This window comes from Rubrobacter sp. M3-4 (genome assembly GCF_059772285.1).
Window position 1 is genome coordinate 69,260 of record NZ_JCBAJP010000002.1, and the last position, 19,028, is coordinate 88,287.

The following is a 19,028-nucleotide window of genomic DNA, read 5'->3' on the forward strand; positions in this document are numbered from 1 at the left end:
GTGATGCTGCGCCTGGCGGGATTCTTGCGTCCCTTCGGGCGCAGGGCCGCGCTCGCGGTCGCGCTCGGGGTGGCCACCATCGCGAGCAACGTCGGGCTCCTGGCGCTCTCCGCCTTCCTCATCGCCGCCGCGGCCCTGAGACCTGAGCTCGCGGCGTTGAGCGTGCCGATCTACCTGGTCCGGTTGTTCGGCGTCTCGCGTGGTTTCGCCCGCTACGCCGAGCGGCTCGTCTCGCACGACGTGACCTTCCGCCTTCTCTCCGGGCTGCGCACCTGGTTCTACTCGCGCCTGGAGCCGCTCGTCCCGGCCGGACTGCGGGGACGCCGCAGCGGGGATTTGCTCGACCGGCTCGTGAAGGACGTCGACGAGCTGCAGAACGTCTACCTGCGCGTCTTCTCGCCGATGCTGGTCGCGGCGGCGACGACCGCGGGGACGGTGGCGCTCCTTTGGATCTTCTCGCCGGCTCTGGCGCTCGCCGCGCTCGCCTTCCTGCTCGCCGCGGGCGTCGGGGTCCCCGTTCTGGTGAACGCCCTCGCATCCCGCTACGGAAGGGAGGAGGCGAGGCTGCGTGGTGAGCTCGGCGCGCTCATCGTCGACGGGGTGCAGGGCGTGCAGGATATCCTCGCCTTCGGAGCGGAGGAGGAGCAGGGGCGGCGGATCGCGGCCGTGAACGGGGCTCTCTCGCGCGTCCAGCGCAGGATGGCCTTCGTCGGTGGGCTGCAGAACGCTCTGGGCGAGCTCCTCTCCAACCTCGCCATGCTCGTTCTGCTCGTGCTCGCGATCCCGCTCGTCACCTCCGGCGTGGTGCGCGGGGTCTACCTGGCGTTCCTCGCGCTCGTCGTACTCGGCGCCTTCGAGGCGATAAACCCGCTCGGGGAGGCCTTCCGGCTTTTGGGACGCTCGCGCGAGGCGGCGGAGCGCATCTTCGAGGTCGCGGACGAGGAGCCGCAGGTCAACGATCCCGCCCTTCCATCTCCGATGCCGGAGGACACCTCGCTCGAGTTCCAAAACGTGAGCTTTCGGTACGCTCCTGGTGAGCCCCAGGTGTTGCACGACCTCTCCTTCGAGCTTCCCCCCGGCGGGAGGGTCGCGATCGTCGGGCCGAGTGGGGCGGGGAAGAGCACCGTGGCCCGGCTCGCCCTGCGTCTGTGGGATCCCGAGGCCGGGGAGGTCCTCTTCGGAGGTCAGGACGTGCGGGATCTCGCGCAGGAGGACCTCAGGTCCAGGATCTCCCTGATCTCGCAGGACACCCACCTGTTCAACGGTACGCTCCGGCGCAACCTGCTTCTGGCTGCCCCGGAGGCTACCGACGAGGAGATCTCGCGGGTGCTCGCCGTGGCCAGGCTCGACGAGCTCGTCCGGCGACTCCCGGACGGGCTGGACAGCTGGGTCGGGGAGCAGGGGCTTCGGCTCTCCGGCGGGGAGCGGCAGCGGCTCGCCGTGGCGCGCGCCCTCATCCGGGACGCTCCCGTGCTCGTACTCGACGAGCCCACGGCCAACCTCGACACCATAACCGAGGCCGAGCTCCTCGGTGCGATACGGGAGGCGATGGAGGGAAGGAGCGTGCTCATGATCACCCACCGGCTCGTCGGGATGGAGTTGATGGACGAGATCCTGGTCCTCGAATCCGGGCGCATCGTCGAGCGTGGGACCCACGCGGAACTGCTCTCCTCCGGAGGGCTCTACGGCAGGATGTACGCTCTGCAGAGCACGATGCTGGCGACGGGAGGTCGAAGATGACAGGAGGATACCGGGTTGCTGCCGGGGTGCTCGTCTCACTCGCGGGGGTTGGCTCTTCCCTGTACGTGCTGCTCTATCTCACCGGGGCGCTCTCCGGGATTTGGGATCCGTTCTTCTCCCGGTACGCCACCGCCGTTACGGATTACCCTCCGACGCTGCCCTACTCGGCCGCCGGTGTCGTCGTCTTCGCGGCGGGCATCCTCCTCTCCGCGTTCCTCGGACGCCGGAGTGCAGGAAGGCTCCTCTTCGCCCTCGCGACGCTCTACTCGGCCGCAGGGGTCGTCTTCGCGATCCTGCAGCCGCTCGTCGCCGGAGGCTGGTCGTTCTGGTGCCTGCTCTCCGCGGCGCTCGCGCTCGCGCTGAGCGGGCTCTCGGCGGAAGGTGCTCTGGGGGCGGAGCCGGACACCCGTCCGGCGCTCGCCCGCCTGCCCCGGCTCGCTGCGGTCCTCTTCGGGGTGTGGTTCGCGATGTCCCCCTACGTCGTCGGGTACGCCGGGACGCCCGCCGGGGTGAGCGACACGATCACCGGGACCATCCTCGCCGCCGTCGCGTTCCTCGCGCTCTGGCCCTCCCTCGGACGGCTGCGCTTCCTCGAGCTCGTCGCCGGGGCCTGGGTCTTCATCGTCCCGTTCTTCATGCAGTACAACGCGGTGCACGGCCAGTACAACATCCTTCCCGAGGTCTTCCACATCTGCATCGGCCTCATGCTCGCGGGCTTCTCGTTCCTCGGCGGAGAGAGGCGTATATCCTCGCGGACCGGAGCTGATCCTTTACCTCGTGATGGAATTCGCCCAGCGCAGGACAGAGAGTAAAAGAGCTCACCAGGTGACATCCGGTGCTGCATATACTCTGATCTGGAGGGATGCGGTAGAACGCCGAGGACACCGAAAGAGAGGCGGAGTCCTCCGTGAGGATCACCGCCCGCCGAAGCTCCACAGGAGGTCTTGAATGAGTGCCGCGCTGATGAGTGTGCATCCGGTCCTCGCGCTGCAGGACACCAGCAGCACGGTCCTTCTGCACCGCTGGCAGTTCGGGTTCAACCTTATCTACCACTACCTCTACCCGCAGCTCACGATGGGGCTCATCCTGCTCATCGTGGTGCTCGAGACGCTCTACCTCAGGCGCGGGCACGAGTTCTACAAGAAGGCGGCGGACTTCTGGGTCAGGCTCTTCGCCCCGGCGTTCGTCATCGGGGCGGTGACGGGCATCCCGCTCGAGTTCGGCTTCGGGACCAACTGGGCGGTCTTCTCGACGGTCTCGGGCGGGGTCATCGGTCAGACGATCGCGCTCGAGGGGGTCTTCGCCTTCTTCGTCGAGTCGGCCTTCCTCGGGCTCTACCTCTACGGAGGGGATGCCTTCGGGAAGAAGGTGAGGTGGTTCTCGGCCTTCATGGTCTTCCTCGGGAGCTGGGCCTCGGGCTACTTCATCCTCACGGTCAACGCCTGGATGCAGAACCCGATAAGCTACCGCACCCTCCCCGACGGCAACCTCGCGCTCGTCCACTTCTGGAAGCTCTTCCTGAACCCCTGGATGTTCCACCAGTACATCCACGTGATGGGCGGGGCCGTCGTCACCGCCTCCTTCGCGATGGCCGGGATCGGAGCATTCTACCTGCTCTCCCGTCGCGACGTGCAGTTCGGCAAGCTCTTCGTGACGCTCGGGGTCATCGCCGGGCTCGCCTCCTCGCTGTGGATGATCTACCCGAGCGGGGACATGGAGTCCGCGGCGCTGGCAGAGAAGCAGCCCATAAAGCTCGCCGCGGCCGAGGGCCTCTTCCACACCGAGAAGGGGGCATCGCTCACGATCATCGGACAGCCCAACCTGCAGACGATGCGTATAGACAACCCGATCGAGCTGCCCAAGATCCTGAGCTTTCTCTCCTACCGGTCGTTCGAGGCGACGGTGAAGGGGCTTGAGGCGTTCCCGCGCAGCCTCTGGCCCAACGTACCGCTCGTCTACTACAGCTACCACATCATGGTGGGGCTGGGGACCATCTTCGCCGCGGTCATGCTGCTCGCGGCCCTGTTGCTCTGGCGCGGGAGGCTCTTCCGCTCGCGCAGGATGCTCTGGCTCCTTTTGCTCATAATGCCCTTCCCGTTCATCACCAACACGGTCGGCTGGGTCGTCGCCGAGTCCGGGCGGCAGCCCTGGATCATCTACGGCGTCATGAAGACCGCCCAGGGGGCGTCCCGGCTGGTCAACGCCGGTAACGTCTACTTCACGATCGCGGGGCTCGCGGGGCTGTTCCTGCTCCTGAGCGTCCTCTACGTGATCGTGGTGCTCAAGGAGGTCCACCAGGGACCCGAGGCTCCGCAGAGCGAGGACGTCGAAAGACTCGAGAAGGAGATAAGGGAGATAATCCCCGGGCGGAGGGCGCTGCAGGAGCGTAGGAGGGAGGAGCCCATCGAGAGTGGACGAGAGGAGAAGGTAAGGGGGTAGCGGTGCAGACGATCTGGTTCATCTTCATAGCCTTCATCCTCACCATGTACGTCCTGCTCGACGGCTTCGACCTCGGGGCCGGCGCGATCTATCCCTTCGTGGCCAAGGACGACAAGGAGCGCCGGGCGGTGCAGCGGGCCATCCTGCCGATGTGGGATGGTAACGAGACCTGGCTGGTCGCCGCCGGCGGGGGGCTCTTCCTCTCGTTCCCACTGCTCTACTCGGCGAGCATGAGCGGTTTCTACCTCGCCGTCTTCGTCGTACTGTGGCTCCTGATCCTGCGGGGGGTCGGGCTCGAGATGCGACATCTCCTCGACAACGATCTCTGGCGCTCGTTCTGGGACGGCGTCTTCTTCCTCGGCAGCTTGCTGCTGCCGTTCTTCTTCGGTGTGGCGCTCGCGAACGTGATGCGCGGCGTCCCCATAGGGCGGGGCGGGAAGTACTTCTTCCAGTCGCTGTGGACCGATCCTCTGCACCCCTTGAGCAAGAACCCCGGCATCCTCGACTGGTACACGGTAATGATCGGGCTCCTCGCGCTCTGCGCGGTGATCCTGCACGGAACCACCTACCTGACGATGAAGACCACCGGAGGGCTTCGCAACAGCAGCAGGATCTTCGCCGGGGCCTTCTGGGTGGCCACCGTCGGGCTCACGGCGCTCGCCACGCCGCTCACCTTCTACCTGCTGCCGCAGCGCCTCTCCCACTTCGAGAGCGCTCCCTGGGGGTTCGTGTTCCCCGCGGCGGCGATCGGGGGCATCCTGACGGTGGGGTACGCCCTGGCGAAGGGGCGTGACGGGCTCTCCTTCGGCGGCTCGTGCGCGTACATCGCGGGGATGATGTCCTCGACGGCCTTCGCGATCTACCCCAAGGTACTGCCCGCCGTCGACCCCTCCCGCAGCCTGACGATCTACAACGCCTCCGCCCCGCACCACAGCCTGGTGGTCGGCCTGATCGCCTGGGGGCTCGGGCTGCTCCTCGCCTGCATCTACTTCGCGATCATCTACCGGATGTTCCGCGGGAGGGTCGAGGTCTAGCCTGCTTCTCCGGCCCTCTCCTCGAGCCTGACGAAGACCTCGTCGAAGGAAGGGGTGTGCACGTCGGCGGCGAGGACCTCCGCCCCTTGCAGGGCCCGGAAGACCTCCGGCAGCACGGGGTCCGCATCGTCGACGATGAGGCGGATGATCGTCTTCGTCTTGCCGCCGGCGGAGAACCTGTTTATGTCCGAGACGTGACCGAGGCGTTCGAGAGCCTGCAGGTACCCTCCGGCCCGACCGATGTCTCCTCCGAGCTCCAGGCGCACTATCTCGCCGCCGAAGGCCTGGCGCAGCAGCTCCCGGGGGGTTCCGGCGGCGATCATCCTTCCCCCCGAGAGCAGCCCGACCCGATCACAGCGGCCGGCTTCCTCTACGTACTGGGTGCTCACGATGATCACCTTCCCCTCGTCGCGCAGGGCCTCGAAGCGCTCCCAGAGCTTGTTGCGCAGGATGGGGTCCAGGTTCGCCGTGGGCTCGTCCACGAACATCAGCTCCGGCCGGTGTACCATCGCGGCGGCGAGCTGGAGCCTCCGCTGCATCCCCCCGGAGACGTTCGCCGCCCGTCGCCTGCGGGCGTCCCAGAGCTCGACGAACTGCAGCACCTCACGCACGCGCCTGCGCCGCTCGCGCAACCCCAGGCCGTATATCCCGGCGATGAAGCTGAGGTTGCGTCTCACGGAGAGCTGGGGGTAGAGGACGAACCCCTGCGGCATGAAGCCGATCCGGCGCCGCTCGTCCGGTCCGAAGGTCGCCGGGTCTTCTCCGAAGAGGCGCACCCCGCCCCCGCTCGGCGGGTAGTACCCGGTGAGGGTTCGGATCAGGGTGCTCTTGCCCGAGCCGGAGGGGCCGATGAGCCCGAAGATCTCCCCGCTCTCGACCGCGAGGTCTACCTTCTGCAGCACGGCGTTGCGCCCGAAACGCTTGGAGAGGTTCTCCGCCTCGACCACCGGCACGGCTTTCAGACCTTCCTGCGCCGCAGCAGGGAGAGCGCCAGCGCGAGAGGGATGAGCGTCAGGGCCACGAGCGCCGCGAGATCCCGGACCGAGAACCACCGTCCGTCGAGCAGCGCGCTCTGCATCGCGTCTATGCCGTAGGTCGAGGGCAGGACGTAGGAGACGGCGCGGGCCGGACCGCTTATCATGTGGAACGGGAAGAGGAACCCGGCGAAGAAGACGCTTCCGATGAGGACGAGCATCGAGATCTCGACGGCCTGTATCTCCCTCCTGACCAGGACCGAGAGCAGAAGCCCGAGCGCGACCGAGGAGAGTGCGACCAGCACCATCGAGGTCGCCAGGCTCTCGAGCGCCCTCGTGCTCACGGGCAGGTGCAGGTACCAGATGAGGGCGGCGGCGACCACCGCGTTCGCCGCGAGCGCACTCAGGACGTAGGTGAGGAATTTCCCGAAGAGGAGCTCCGAGTCCCTGAGCGGGGAGACGTCGAAGAGTTCCTTCGACCCACCCAGGTACTCCCGGACGATCGCGAGCGAGGCCAGGCTGAGCGCGACGTGCTGCACCAGGAGCGAGAGCACGCCGGGCGCGTAATACTGCACGATCGTCGGCTGGAAGCGGGCGACGTTCTTCAGGTCCAGCCTGAGCGGGGAGACCAAAAGCTTCGCCGAGACGTCGGGTGGTATCCGGGAGGTGGCCCGCCGCAGCAGCGAGAGCTGCTCATCGAGCCTGGAGAGCGTTCCGTTCTCCTTCGCCTTTTGAGCCTGATGTTCGAGGCGTTGTACCCGGCCCAGGAGCTTCTCGGTGCTGCGCACCTGCCTCAGGGCCCCGGCGACCCTGTCGTGCAGCCCGTCGGGGGCTATCCCTTCGATCGCCTTCAGCGTACCCTCGAGGTCGCTCAGGGTTGAGCGGAGCTGGTTCGTGGTGCGGCGGGTCTGGGGGGAGGACAGGGTCCGTTCCAGGCTCCGGGCCTCTTCGAGCTCCGTGCTCAGCGCGTCGAGGTTGCCGCGTGAGGAGCGCAGGGCGCTCAGCTCGTCCGAGAGGAGCCTCCTGACGAAGAGCCGGTTCAGGCTCTGGACCAGGGCGCTCGCGCGGCTCGGAACCACGTAGCCGAAGAGCTCGTTCTGCGAGCGGTAGCGGACCTTCAGCGTGGCGTGCTTACCGCTCCGTATGCGGTCGAGCGGCCTCGGTGGGACGACGACCACCCCGTCGAGCTTGCCGTTCCTCAGCAGCTGCTCGGCCCGGCCCTCGTCTTGCGTCACGAGCGCGACGTCGACCCGGGACTCGAACCGTTTCCGAAGTTCTTCGAAGAGCTTGGCCCCCGGACTTCCAGGCTCCACGACGACCGCTACCCGCGGCTTGCCGAGGGTGAAGTGGAAGCTCAGGGCGAAGACCACCATGATCAGGACCGGCCCCGCCAACAGCACCGCGAGGAGCCTGGGCTGGCGCAGGAGCATCCCGACCTCCTTGGAGGTCACCGCGCCGAGGCGCAACCGAGAGTCACCCAGGTGCCGGAGGCGGCCCATACACCCGCATGATAACCCTGCCCGCCGGCTGCGGATGGATTTTCGGGTCAGCCCTCGGTGAACCTGTAGCCTGCGCCGCGCACCGTCTGTACGTAGCGGGGGTTCTTGGGGTCGGGCTCTATCTTGTGGCGGATGTGCTGGATGTGCACGTCGGCGGCGCGGGCCTCGCCGAAGAATTCCCCGCCCCACAGATGGCGCATGATCTGCTCACGGGTGTAGACCCTGCCGGGGTGTGAGGCGAGCAGCGCCAGGAGATCGAACTCCTTCGCCGTGAGCTCGACCGGTTCTCCATCCGCGGTGACCAGCCGACGCGAGAGGTCTATCTCCAGGCCGGGGAAGACGAGCCGGTGGACGTCGTCTTCGGGGCCGGAGGAGTGGCGGTCCATCTCCCGGCGCCTGAGCTGCGCCCGGACCCGGCTCACGAGCTGTCGGGGCGAGAAGGGCTTGGTGACGTAGTCGTCCGCCCCGACCTCGAGCCCCACCACGACGCTCGTCTCGTCGTCCCGGACGCTGAGCATGATTATGGGCACCTCGCTCTCGGCGCGCACCCGGCGGCAGAGCTCGACCCCGTCCATGCCCGGGAGCATGATGTCCAGGATCATCAGGTCACACCGGCCGCCCTCGTGCAGGTACTCCAGGGCCGACTCGCCGTCTCTGAACTCCTCGGTCTCGAGGCGTTCCCTCTGCAGGGCACGCACCACCACGTCCCTCACCGCCGGGTCGTCCTCGACTATGAGAACCTTTTGCATCCACCATCCCGCTGGTCTTCGTGGAACATACGGTTTCGAGGATTGTAGCCGGAAAAGCCCGCCCACACTACGGCGGGGGCAGGCTGAGGGTCACCACGGTCCCGCGGTTCTCCTCGGAGGAGATCTCTATCCGGCCGCCCATCGCCTCCACGTTCTCCTTGCAGATCGAGAGGCCGAGCCCGAATCCCTCGGTGTTCCCTGACCCTCTGTAGAACCGCTCGAAGACGTGCGGCAGGTCCTCGTCTCTTATCCCCTCGCCTTCGTCCTCGACGCTCACGGAGCGTCCTCGCAGGCGCAGCGTGACCACGTCTCCCCTGCTGGAGTGTTTGATCGCGTTCTGCAGCAGGATGAGCAGCGAGTGTTCGAGACGTTCTGCGTCGGCGAGCACCGGCTCTGCTTCGCCGGTGAGCGTGAGATCGATACCCATCCTCTCCGCTAGCGGGGAGATCTGGGAGAGCACCGAGCGTGCGGTTTCTTCGAGGTCCGTCCTTCTCAGCTTCGGGCGGTCCGCCTCGAAGCCGGTGCGGGCCATCCTGAGCAGGGTGTCGGAGAGCTGCTGCATCTTGCGACTCTCGTTGAAGATGTGGTTCAACAGCCGACGCCGTACGGTGGGGTCCTCGTCGTCGCCCGAGAGCAGCAGCTCGGCGGCGCCGACTATCGTGGTGATCGGGGTCTTCAGCGTGTGGGCGGCGTTGGCTATGAACCGCTGCTGGTTGACCTCGAGCCTGCGTCCTTCGGAGAGATCCTGCATCACGACGAGGGCGCCCCCGCCGTCTCCGTAGAAGCCGGAGATGTGTACGACGTTGACCCGCATGAAGGTCTCCCCGTCCTGCACCATCGCCTCGATGCGCTCTTCGCTTCCGGCGCACCGGGCTATCGCTTCCCTGAGATCGAAATCTTCCCAGGGGTCGGGTACGGTTCCTGCGTCGGTGTCCAGCACTCGGCGGGCCGCCCGGTTGGCGAACGTGATCTTCCCGTCGGAGGTCGCGGCGAGCACGCCCTCGCTCAGGTTGTCGAGTATGGTTCTCAGGTTCTCTTCTCCACGCCTGAGGGTCTCGAAGGATTCCTCGAGCCTGTCGGCCATCTCGTTGAAGGTCCTGGCGAGCTCGCCCAGCTCGTCGCCGTGGTCCGGAACCAGCCGGTAGGAGAGGTCCCCGCCCGCTATCGAGCGCGCGCCGAGCGCGAGGCGCTCGACCCTGCGGCCCATGACCGTGGCGAGGAGCAGCGCCACGCCCCCGCTCGCGATGAGCGAGATGAGGGCCGCCTCGAGCGAGCTGCGCAGCAGGATCTGGTCGAAGGTGCTCTCGAAGCCGCCGGTGGCGAGCACCACGCCGCCTTCGAGCCGGTCCCGGTAGAAGATCGGGGTGACGGCCACGTCGTAGCCCTCGATCTCCTGGAAGAGCCGCTTCCCAGAGGCCGCCGTGCGGATGAGGGTTGCAGGGGCCTCGAAGTCCGCTTTCCCCTCGCTCGCCACGACGTTTCCCGCACGGTTGACCACGAGGACCTTCGTCTCCCCCGGGCGTGCATAGAGGTTGATGGTCCGGTGCAGGAGCCGGTTCGGGCGGGCAGGAAGGTGGGAGGCGTTTTTCTTCTCGCTGAGCATGGCGTGCCACTGACCTCCGGTATTGCCGGTTATGGCGTCCGCCGTGGCGGCAGCCTGCGCCAGCGTGACTTTCCTGGCGTGCTCGGCGACCCGGCGTTGGATCGTGGGCAACCCGTACAGCAGCAACACCCCGACCGAGAGCACGACAGCCAGGGAGACCAGAAGCGTCAGAGAGATCCTGAACCCGAGCCGCATGAAACGATTTTAACGGAACCGGACCGATTGCCACTTCTCACAGACTTTTACCGAAACTTTACCGAAAGCTAACCCTTCCTTACGGAAGGTTAAGCCGGCGGGAGGAGAATGGTACCGAGAAGGAGCTGGCGTCATGGAGGGTTTCGTTTGAGACCCTTTGGAGGCGGGTTTTGAGGATGAAGGAGATCAGCCTCCCGGCGATGCTGCTCGGATGGGCCGTCGCGGTGGTCTGCGGGGGGGTGCTGGAGCGCCTGCTGCGGGCGCTCTACGTCGCCGTTACGGGTGTCGCGCCGGCATCCGGGGGCTTCTCGGCGGCCGTGGTGGTGGTCGCGCTCGTCGCCGGGTTTCTGGCTTATCTCGCCGGTGGTTTCGCGGCCAGCAGGCTGGCGCCGCGCCGGGGCGGCCTCAACGGCGCGATGTGTGCCGTCCTTGGGCTCGTACTGGGGGTGATCCTGGCGCTCATACTCTCAGGCTTCGGGCGATACTTCATCGGGGCCGTAGCCCTCCCGCCGGTGAGCTTCGGGCTCTCCGGGAGGGAACTTCTGGCGGCGCTGGGCCTCTTCCTGGCCGATCTCTTCGGCGGGTACGTGGGGGGGAAGCTCGGCGAGCCGCCGTTCCCCAACGTGATCCGGCGCTAGATGGCACGTGCCCGGGGGCTGTGGTAGGAATGTCTTTCGGGCGGCCATGATCAGGATTCTCGACCACACGGCGGACGTGGGCTTCGAGGCCGCGGCCGAGAGCCTTGAGGGGTTGTTTCTCGAGGCCATGCGGGGTGTGTTGCTCCTGATGTTCGAGCGGCCTCCACAGGGCGGCGGATGCCTGCGTACCGTCGAGCTGGAAGGGCCGGACCTCGAGGTGCTGCTCGTGCGGTGGCTGAGCGAGCTGTTGTACCTGGTCCAGGAGGAGGGTTTCGTCCCCGCCGACGGTTCCCTCCGGCTCGACATGGAGGATTGCTCTCTCCGGGCCCGGCTTCGCGGGAGCGCGCTGGACGTCGAGGAGCAGGGCTGGATCGGTGAGATCAAGAGCGTCACCTTCCACGGGCTCGAGGTCGTAAGGGAGGGGGGCCTCTGGAGGTGCCGGGTGATACTCGACGTTTGAGGAGGTTGCGGTGGATTTCGAGCGGCTCTCCGAGAACAGGTACCGGATACCGCGCGAGGGCGCGATGCGGGTCGACGCCATCTTCTACGCTTCGGAGAGGATCCTCTCGGATCTCGCCGCCGAAGACTACGCTTCCCTGAAGCAGCTCGAGAACGTGGCCACGCTCCCGGGGATCGTCGGGCCGGCGCTGGCGATGCCGGACGTCCACTGGGGGTACGGCTTCCCCATCGGTGGGGTCGCAGCCTTCGAAGCGGGGGGAGAGGGCGTGGTGAGCCCCGGCGGGGTCGGCTTCGACATCAACTGCGGGGTGAGGCTCCTGGTCTCGGACCTCGAGCGCGAGGATCTCGTGCCCCGGGCCCGCGAGCTGGCGGACGCCCTCTTTGCGGCCGTGCCCTCCGGCGTGGGGAGGGGCAGGAGAGACCTGGGGCTTGGCCGCAGGGAGCTCTCCGCCATCCTGCACGAGGGGCCGCGGGCTCTGGTGGACCGCGGCTACACGGATCCGGCCGACCTCGAGAACGTCGAGTCCCGGGGCATGCTGCCGGGGGCGGATCCGGAGGCGGTCTCGGAGCGGGCCTACAAACGCGGGGCTTCCCAGCTCGGGACGCTGGGCTCGGGGAACCACTTCCTCGAGGTACAGTACGTCGACGAGGTCTACGACCGGGAGGCGGCCCCGGCGTTCGGCCTGCAGGAGGGGAGGGTGACGGTCCTCATCCACTCCGGGTCGCGCGGGCTCGGACACCAGGTCTGCCAGGACTACGTGGAGCGCTTCCTCGATGTGGCCCCGAAGTACGGCATCGAGCTGGTCGACAGGCAGCTCGCGGCGGCGCCCATAGACAGCCCGGAGGGACGCTCCTACCTGGGGGCAATGGCGGCCGCGGCCAACTTCGCCTTCGCGAACCGCCAGCTCATAACCCACCACGTGCGCCGGGCTTTCGAGAGGACCGGCTTCGGCGGGTCCCTGCGCGTCCTCTACGACCTGGCGCACAACAACGCGAAGTTCGAGGAGCACGGGGGAAGGAGGGTTCTGGTGCACCGCAAGGGCGCGACCCGGGCTTTCGGCCCGGGAAACCCCGAGCTCCCGGAACGCTACCGCTCCTATGGGCAGCCCGTTCTCGTGCCCGGCGACATGGGGCGCTACTCTTTCGTGCTCGCCGGGACCGAGGGCGCGATGCGCGAGACCTTCGGGTCGAGCGCGCACGGGGCCGGGCGCAGGATGAGCCGCCGCCGGGCCAAAAAGGCGGCGCGGGGCCGTGATCTCATAGGGGAACTGGAGAGGTGCGGCATCCTGGTGCGCGCGGCGGGACGCGCCACCGTCGACGAGGAGATGTCCGAGGCCTACAAGGACGCGGCCGAGGTGGTGGAGGTCACCGACGCGGCGGGTATCGGGAAGAAGGTGGCCCGCCTGAGGCCCATGATCGTGGTGAAGGGATGACCACGGGCTCCAGGCGTAGCCCGGCGCGGGTGGAGCCTAGCGGTGGTGCGAAAGCCCGCGCCCCGCGGTCTCGAACCTGTAGACGGTCGTCGAGGTGAAGGTGTCCCCGGCCCGCAGCACCGTCGAGGGGAAGCCCGGTTGGTTCGGTGAGTCGGGGAAGTGCTGGGTCTCGAGCGTGAACCCGTCGGTCTGCCGGTAGGTCCTGCCGCCGGTGCCCACCAGATCCCCGACGAGGAAGTTCCCCGTGTAGAACTGCACGCCGGGCTGGTCGGTGTAGGTGAGGAGGACCCTCCCGCTGCGCGGATCTTCGGCGACCGCGATCAACCGCGTGCCCGAGCCGTTCAGCACGAAGTTGTGGTCGAAGCCGTGGGCTATGGTTATCTGGGGGTCACCGTCGCGGATGTCGCGCCCGATGGGCTTCATCCTGCGGAAGTCGAACGGTGTGCCGGCGACGGGAGCGAGCTCTCCGGTTGGGATCAGGCTCTCGTCTATCGGCGTGTAGCGGTCGGCGTTGATCCTGAGCAGCTGGTCGTAGACGTCCCCTGAGCCTTCCCCGGTCAGGTTGAAGTAGGTGTGGTTGGTCAGGTTTATGACCGTGTCGGTCTCCGAGATGTTCTTCGCCTCGTAGTGTATGTAGAGCGCGTTCTCCCGGGTGAGCCTGTAGGTCACCGTCGCCCGGATCTGACCGGGAAACCCGTTGAAGTCGGGCGGGAAGGTGTGGCTCAGGGCCAGCTCCACGTAATCCTTCCCGCTCCCGGTGCTTGCGTCCCACACCTTGGTGTTCCAGGAGTCGGGCCCGCCGTGCAGCGTGTTGGAGCCGTTGTTCTGCGGCAGGTGGTAGGTCTTGCCGTCGAGCGTGAACTCGCCGTTGGCGATCCTGTTGGCATACTGACCGATGATCGCCCCGAAGTACGTGTCCCCCGAACCTCCCTCGGCCGGCCAGGGCTGGTTCTCGAAGTCGTTGACGTAGTCCTCGAGCTTCGGAAAGCCCAAAGCCACGTTCTCGACCCTCCCCGCCCGGTCCGGCACCCAGATGGACTGTACCACCCCGCCGTAGTTCGAGATCCTGACCGTCATCCGCCGACCGCTGGTGAGCGTGTACAGATAAACGTCCTCGCCGTGCGCGCTCCCCCAGAGCTCCCGACTTGCGCCGAGGCTCCCCCCGTGATGGTGCCCGCCCCCGTGCCGGGGCGTAGCCGATACCTTACGCGCAGCCTCCGCCGGGGTCCCGGCCGCGAGAAACGCCGCACCGGCGAGCCCGAAACCTCCGGCCTTCAGGAAATCTTTCCGGCTGAAACCAGCCGATCCGGACCTGACACCGCCCTCCATCTCTCCCCTTCCCTCGTTTCCACCTTCCAACATTAGAGCACAAGACGAAAGGCGAATCAAACAACATATGACATCATGGCCCCGCTCTTCGAACGGAGTGCGCTTTGGTAGTGTGTTCGGCGCCTGGGGTCTCTCGGTCGGGGAGGTGACTCAGGCGTCGTAGAGGCCGTGGTGCCGGTGCCACTCCTCGAGCGAGGAGTCCGGGTACCTCTCGAAGTGCCGATCTTCCTCTCCTTCCGGCACCTCGACCCATGGGGCCTTGAAGTCGAGCATGATGTGGTAGCGTTCCGGGGGCTTCGGGAGCGGCGTGTCGATCGCCGAGGCGAAGGGGTGCACCAGCTCTGGCCAGCGCGGGTCGTAGAGCCACAGGGCGCTCCCGCAGCGGCCGCAGAAGTGTCGCCGGGCGGGGCTCTCCTCGTAGCTCTGCGGGTCTTCCGGATCGTAGAGCTTGGCGTGGAAGGTGCTCACGTTCTCCTCGCCCTCGACCTCGAGCGTACGGTAATCCGCGCCGAGGTTTATCGCGAAGCCGCCGCCACCGGCCGTCTTGCGGCAGATGCTGCAGTAGCACGCCTGATACGGGTATGGACTCTGTGATTCGACGGTGAACCGCACCGCCCCGCAGTGGCAGGAACCTGTGAGCTTCATTCGTCTTCTCTCCTTTCGGATCCTCCTTTACTTTGATGGTAGCCTGTGTTTTGCTGGGTTTTCGCTGCCCGTCCCGGCGGGTAGATAAACCATTGAGTGTATAGTGCGGGTATCAGGACCAGAAGCGGGAGGTGCGACGTGACATCTCAGACGGGCACGACGGCCGTAAGAGCCGAGCGCTGGCACGCCCTGGCGCAGCAGCTGCGGGCGGACTCCGTGCGGGCGAGCCACGCGGCGGGCTCCGGGCACCCGACGTCGTCGATGTCGGCGGCGGATCTCATGGCGGTGCTGCTCGAGAAGTACCTCGTCTACGACTTCGACGATCCGGACAACCCGGGCAACGATCACCTGATCTTCTCCAAGGGCCACGCCTCGCCGCTGCTCTACTCGATGTACAAGGCGGCCGGTGCGATCACCGACGAGGAGCTTCTCACCTTCCGCAAGTTCGGGAGCCGGCTGCAGGGGCACCCCACCCCGGCTATCCCCTGGGTGGACGTGGCGACCGGCTCGCTCGGGCAGGGTCTCCCGATAGGCGTCGGGGTCGCTCTCGCGGGCAGATACCTCGAGAAGCGTCCCTACCACGTGTGGGTGCTCTGCGGCGACTCGGAGATGGCCGAGGGTTCGATGTGGGAGGCCTTGCAGCACGCCTCCTACTACAGGCTCTCCAACCTGATCGCCATCCTGGACATGAACCGTCTCGGGCAGACCCGCGAGACCATGGACGGCTGGCACGGCGAGCACTACGAGGCCCGCGCCCGCGCCTTCGGCTGCCATACGATCACCATAGACGGCCACGACGTCGAGCAGATAGACCGCGCCTACGCCGAAGCGCTGGAACAGGAGGAGAAGCCGACCTTCATCATCGCCAGGACCAGGAAAGGGCGCGGCGTCTCCTTCGTCGAGGACAAGAACGGCTTCCACGGCAAGCCGCTCGACCCCGAGCGGGAAGAAGAGGCGCTGCGGGAGATAGGCAGCCAGGGGAACATCGTCGTAGAGGTGAACAAACCGGAGACGGATCCGACGAACGGCGGCGCGGCTCCTTCGGGCGCCCTGGAGCTGCCCACCTACGAAGTCGGCTCCTCCGTGGCGACCCGCAAGGCGTACGGCGAGGCGCTGAAGGCGCTCGGTGCCGCCCGTCCCGAGGTCGTCGCACTCGACGGCGAGGTCTCCAACTCGACCCACTCCGAGGAGTTCGCCGAGGCCCATCCCGACCGCTACTTCGAGATGTTCATCGCCGAGCAGCAGATGATCGCGGCGGCCCTCGGGCTCAACGTGCGTGGATACGCGCCCTTCGCCTCCACGTTCGCGGCCTTCCTGACCCGAGCCTACGACTTCATCAGGATGGCCTCCATCTCCGAGGGGGACATCAGGCTCTGCGGCTCGCACGCGGGTGTTTCGATCGGTCAGGACGGCCCCTCGCAGATGGGGCTCGAGGACATCGCGATGATGCGCGCGGTGCACGGCTCGACCGTCCTCTATCCCTGCGACGCCAACCAGACCGCGAAGCTCGTCGCCGAGATGGCCGACACGAAGGGCATCAGCTTCATAAGGACCACCCGCGGCAATACCCCGGTGATCTACTCCCCGGATGAAGAGTTCCCGGTCGGCGGCTCCAGGGTCCTGCGGTCCTCCGACGAAGACGCCGTAGCGGTGGTCGCCGCCGGAATAACGGTGCACGAAGCCCTCGAGGCCGCCGACGAGCTCGAGAAGAGCGGCATCCCCGTCAGGATCATAGACGCCTACTCGGTGAAGCCGATCGACGCCGACACCCTGCGTGAGGCCGTCCGCGTCACCGGTGGCAGGCTGGTGGTCGCCGAGGACCATCATCCCGAAGGCGGCCTCGGCGAGGCCGTACTCTCGGCGCTCGCGGAGGACGGTGACGCCCTGCAGCTCCGGCATCTCGCCGTCAGGAACATGCCGGGCTCCGGTACCCCGGACGAGCTCCTGCACGAGGCCGGTATAGACGCCGAGGGCATCGCCGCGGCCGTCCGCGAACTCGCCGGGCTCTGAGCCATCGGACATCCTCGTGGGAAGCTCCTCTATAGAGGAGCTTCCCACGTCCATTTGACAAGCGAATACGAACGAGTATAATTCCTTTTTCCGGAGGAGCAGAAAGCCCCCTCACCACTTCAGAGAAGGTCCGAGAAAAAGCCCGAGGACGGTCGGTACGGGCGGGATGTGATCTCCTTCTCTTTTGGAGAGGCAAAAAGGGTTGCGCGGGAGGCTCCCGCGGGTAAAAGTAGCAGTAGTTGGTCGGACAGAGATTTTATACCACGAGGAGGGAAGATGGAAAAGGCGAACGAGCGTCGGACGGTAAACAGGGAAGAGGCTCCGGGGCTGCTCCCGAGCTACTTCGCGCACATAGACACCGGTCCCCTTTTGACCCATCAGGAGGAGATAGAGCTCTCCAGGAGGGCGAAGAAGGGGGACAAGAAGGCTCGTCAGAAGCTGATAGAGAAGAACCTCCGGCTGGTCGTCTCGGTCGCGAAGAAGTACCGGGGGATGGGTCTACCCTTCGAGGACCTTATTCAGGAGGGCAACATCGGGCTGATGAAGGCGGTCGAGAAGTTCGACCCCGAGCGGGGCTACCGCTTCTCGACGTACGCCACCTGGTGGGTGCGTCAGGCCGTGCAGCGGGCGGTCGCGGACAAGGGCCGCACCATCCGCGTCCCGGTGCACATGACCGAGAAGATAAGGAAGATGGCCCGGGCGTACAACGAGCTCTCCACCGAGCTCGAGCGGGAGCCCACCGACGAGGAAGTCGCCGAGAGGGTCGGCTGGACGCCGGAAGAGGTGCGGGACGTGAAGAGCGCCATGCCCGACGCCACGAGCCTCAACCAGCCCTTGAGCCAGGAGAAGGACGCCTCCGAGATCGGGGAGTTCATCGAGGACGAGGCCGCCTCGAACACCCCGGAGAGGGTCGTGCAGGGCATGGAGGCCGCGCGCATCGGTGAGATGATCCGGCGCCTGCCCGAGCGCAACCGCTACGTCCTGATCCGTCGCTACGGCCTCGACGACAGGAAGGCGGCCACGCTCGCCGAGCTCTCGGACGAGCTGGGGGTCTCGCGCGAGCGGGTGCGGCAGCTGCAGCGTGAGGCCGAGCAGATGCTGCGGGCCGGCGAGTTCGGCGGCAACGGCACGAAGCGGTCGAGCAGCGCCGCGGCCTGAGCGTCGATCCAACAGAGACGAAGAGAGGGGCCCCGCCAGGGGCCCCTCTCTTCGTGCTGCGGCTTTTACGCTTCCAGGAGATCAGGAGGGAATTTCGAGCACGATCTTTCCCATCCCGCTGCCCTCTTCCATGTGGTTCATGGCCGCGGGCGTCTCCTCCAGCGGGAAGGTGCGGTCCAGCAGCGGCTCGAGGCCCTTTTCGGAGTAGAGCTTCAGCATCGCCTCGAACTCGCGGTTCGTACCCATGGCGGTGCCGAGCACGTCGAGCTGCTTGAGGAAGACGCGGGGCATCGTGAGCGAGACCTTCGGGCTCGCGGTCGCCCCGAAGGTGACGATCCGACTCCCCGGTCTGGCCAGCGCGAGCAGCGCGTCGAAGACCTCCCCGCCGACCGAGTCGACCGAGAGGTCCACGCCCCCGGTCATCTCGCGCAGCGTGCGCGACCAGTTCTCGTCCTCGTAGGTGACCCCGCCCTCGGCGCCGAGCTCTCTCGCCTTCTCTACCTTCTCTGCGCTCGAGGAGGTGACGAAGACGCGCCCGCCAAGGGCGGAGGCAAGCTGCACGAGGAAGGTGGCGACGCCGCCCCCGACGCCGGGGATGACGACGGTCTCGCCCGGCTGTAGGTTGCCCCGGGTCACGAGCGCCCGGTACGCGGTCAGCGCGGCGAGCGGGACCGCCGCCGCCTGCTCGTGGGTGAGATGGGCGGGCTTCTCGAAGACGTTCTCCGAGGGTACCTTTACGAGCTGGGCGAAGGTGCCATCGTCCGGCAGCCCGAGGATGCGGTAGTCCCTGCCCGGTATGCGCTCGTCATCTCCCCAGTAGAGTGCGGGGTTTATAACGACCTCGCTCCCCTCCGGCGGGAGCCCGCCGGCATCCTCGCTCCCGTGCGCCACGACTTCGCCCGAGCCGTCGGAGCCGAGTATGACCGGCAGGGCCTCGGCCCTCGCGCCGGGGTAGAGCCCGCGCGTCACGAACACGTCGCGGCGGTTCAAAGCTGCCGCGCGCAACCTGACGAGCGTCTCGCCGGGGCCGGGTTCGGGGTCGGGGGCTTCTTCGTAGGCGAGGCTCTCCGGACCTCCGAGCTCGCGCAGGATCACTGCTTTCATGCATCCTCCCTCTTCGTGG

16 protein-coding genes are annotated in these 19,028 nt (G+C 66.9%); 9 read left to right on the forward strand and 7 right to left on the reverse strand.

Annotated features, from left to right (window positions below):
- Nucleotides 1–3 precede the first annotated feature (3 nt).
- From cydC to cydB, 4 genes are all read left to right on the forward strand, one after another.
- Nucleotides 4–1,740 (forward strand): thiol reductant ABC exporter subunit CydC, encoded by a 1,737-nt coding sequence (cydC, locus tag AC6EKW_RS02630; protein WP_273887084.1) that lies wholly within the window; start codon nt 4–6, stop codon nt 1,738–1,740.
- Nucleotides 1,737–2,552 (forward strand): SPW repeat domain-containing protein, encoded by an 816-nt coding sequence (locus AC6EKW_RS02635; RefSeq protein WP_273886840.1) that lies wholly within the window; start codon nt 1,737–1,739, stop codon nt 2,550–2,552. Before cydC ends, AC6EKW_RS02635 begins: the two co-directional genes overlap by 4 nt.
- A gap of 136 nt (nt 2,553–2,688) precedes the next feature.
- Complete coding sequence (locus tag AC6EKW_RS02640; RefSeq protein ID WP_273886841.1) at nt 2,689–4,179, forward strand: cytochrome ubiquinol oxidase subunit I; 1,491 nt, start codon at nt 2,689–2,691, stop codon at nt 4,177–4,179.
- Nucleotides 4,180–4,181: 2 nt separating this feature from the next.
- Nucleotides 4,182–5,213 (forward strand): cytochrome d ubiquinol oxidase subunit II, encoded by a 1,032-nt coding sequence (gene cydB, locus AC6EKW_RS02645; RefSeq protein WP_273886842.1) that lies wholly within the window; start codon nt 4,182–4,184, stop codon nt 5,211–5,213.
- On the opposite strand, the gene AC6EKW_RS02650 is transcribed toward cydB, so the two are convergent.
- The 4 genes from AC6EKW_RS02650 to AC6EKW_RS02665 form a co-directional block, all read right to left on the reverse strand.
- On the reverse strand, nt 5,210–6,166 hold the full coding sequence (locus AC6EKW_RS02650) for an ABC transporter ATP-binding protein (protein WP_498513621.1): 957 nt from the start codon (nt 6,164–6,166) through the stop codon (nt 5,210–5,212). The two genes, cydB and AC6EKW_RS02650, sit on opposite strands and share 4 nt — an antisense overlap.
- A 5-nt stretch (nt 6,167–6,171) precedes the next feature.
- Nucleotides 6,172–7,653, reverse strand: coding sequence for an ABC transporter permease (locus AC6EKW_RS02655; RefSeq protein WP_498513622.1), 1,482 nt, complete (start codon nt 7,651–7,653; stop codon nt 6,172–6,174).
- An 80-nt stretch (nt 7,654–7,733) separates the two neighbouring features.
- Nucleotides 7,734–8,435, reverse strand: coding sequence for a response regulator (locus tag AC6EKW_RS02660; protein WP_273886845.1), 702 nt, complete (start codon nt 8,433–8,435; stop codon nt 7,734–7,736).
- Nucleotides 8,436–8,502: 67 nt separating this feature from the next.
- Nucleotides 8,503–10,233 carry a sensor histidine kinase gene (locus tag AC6EKW_RS02665; RefSeq protein WP_498513623.1) on the reverse strand — a complete coding sequence of 577 codons (1,731 nt, stop codon included), beginning with the start codon at nt 10,231–10,233 and terminating at the stop codon, nt 8,503–8,505.
- A 176-nt stretch (nt 10,234–10,409) separates the two neighbouring features.
- Here AC6EKW_RS02665 and AC6EKW_RS02670 point away from each other — a divergent pair, with 176 nt between their 5' ends.
- From AC6EKW_RS02670 to AC6EKW_RS02680, 3 genes are all read left to right on the forward strand, one after another.
- Nucleotides 10,410–10,871 (forward strand): hypothetical protein, encoded by a 462-nt coding sequence (locus AC6EKW_RS02670; protein WP_273886847.1) that lies wholly within the window; start codon nt 10,410–10,412, stop codon nt 10,869–10,871.
- Nucleotides 10,872–10,917: 46 nt separating this feature from the next.
- Nucleotides 10,918–11,331 (forward strand): archease, encoded by a 414-nt coding sequence (locus AC6EKW_RS02675; RefSeq protein ID WP_498513624.1) that lies wholly within the window; start codon nt 10,918–10,920, stop codon nt 11,329–11,331.
- A 64-nt stretch (nt 11,332–11,395) separates the two neighbouring features.
- Entirely contained in the window at nt 11,396–12,763 is a 1,368-nt protein-coding gene (locus AC6EKW_RS02680; RefSeq protein WP_498513744.1) for an RtcB family protein, read from the forward strand.
- Nucleotides 12,764–12,799: 36 nt separating this feature from the next.
- Here AC6EKW_RS02680 and AC6EKW_RS02685 read toward each other — a convergent pair whose 3' ends face one another.
- On the reverse strand, nt 12,800–14,092 hold the full coding sequence (locus tag AC6EKW_RS02685; RefSeq protein ID WP_498513625.1) for an aldose epimerase family protein: 1,293 nt from the start codon (nt 14,090–14,092) through the stop codon (nt 12,800–12,802).
- A gap of 150 nt (nt 14,093–14,242) precedes the next feature.
- Nucleotides 14,243–14,737 carry a GFA family protein gene (locus AC6EKW_RS02690; protein WP_498513626.1) on the reverse strand — a complete coding sequence of 165 codons (495 nt, stop codon included), beginning with the start codon at nt 14,735–14,737 and terminating at the stop codon, nt 14,243–14,245.
- 138 nt (nt 14,738–14,875) lie between these two features.
- Between AC6EKW_RS02690 and AC6EKW_RS02695 the strand changes: the two genes are divergently transcribed.
- Both AC6EKW_RS02695 and AC6EKW_RS02700 read left to right on the forward strand, forming a co-directional pair.
- A complete protein-coding gene (locus tag AC6EKW_RS02695; RefSeq protein WP_498513627.1) occupies nt 14,876–16,747 on the forward strand; it encodes a transketolase in 1,872 nt (623 codons plus the stop codon).
- Between the two features lie 276 nt (nt 16,748–17,023).
- A complete protein-coding gene (locus AC6EKW_RS02700; protein ID WP_273886853.1) occupies nt 17,024–17,905 on the forward strand; it encodes a sigma-70 family RNA polymerase sigma factor in 882 nt (293 codons plus the stop codon).
- A gap of 81 nt (nt 17,906–17,986) precedes the next feature.
- Here the strand turns inward: AC6EKW_RS02700 and AC6EKW_RS02705 are convergent, their stop codons facing one another.
- A complete protein-coding gene (locus AC6EKW_RS02705; RefSeq protein ID WP_273886854.1) occupies nt 17,987–19,009 on the reverse strand; it encodes a zinc-binding dehydrogenase in 1,023 nt (340 codons plus the stop codon).
- Between the last annotated feature and the right edge of the window lie 19 nt (nt 19,010–19,028).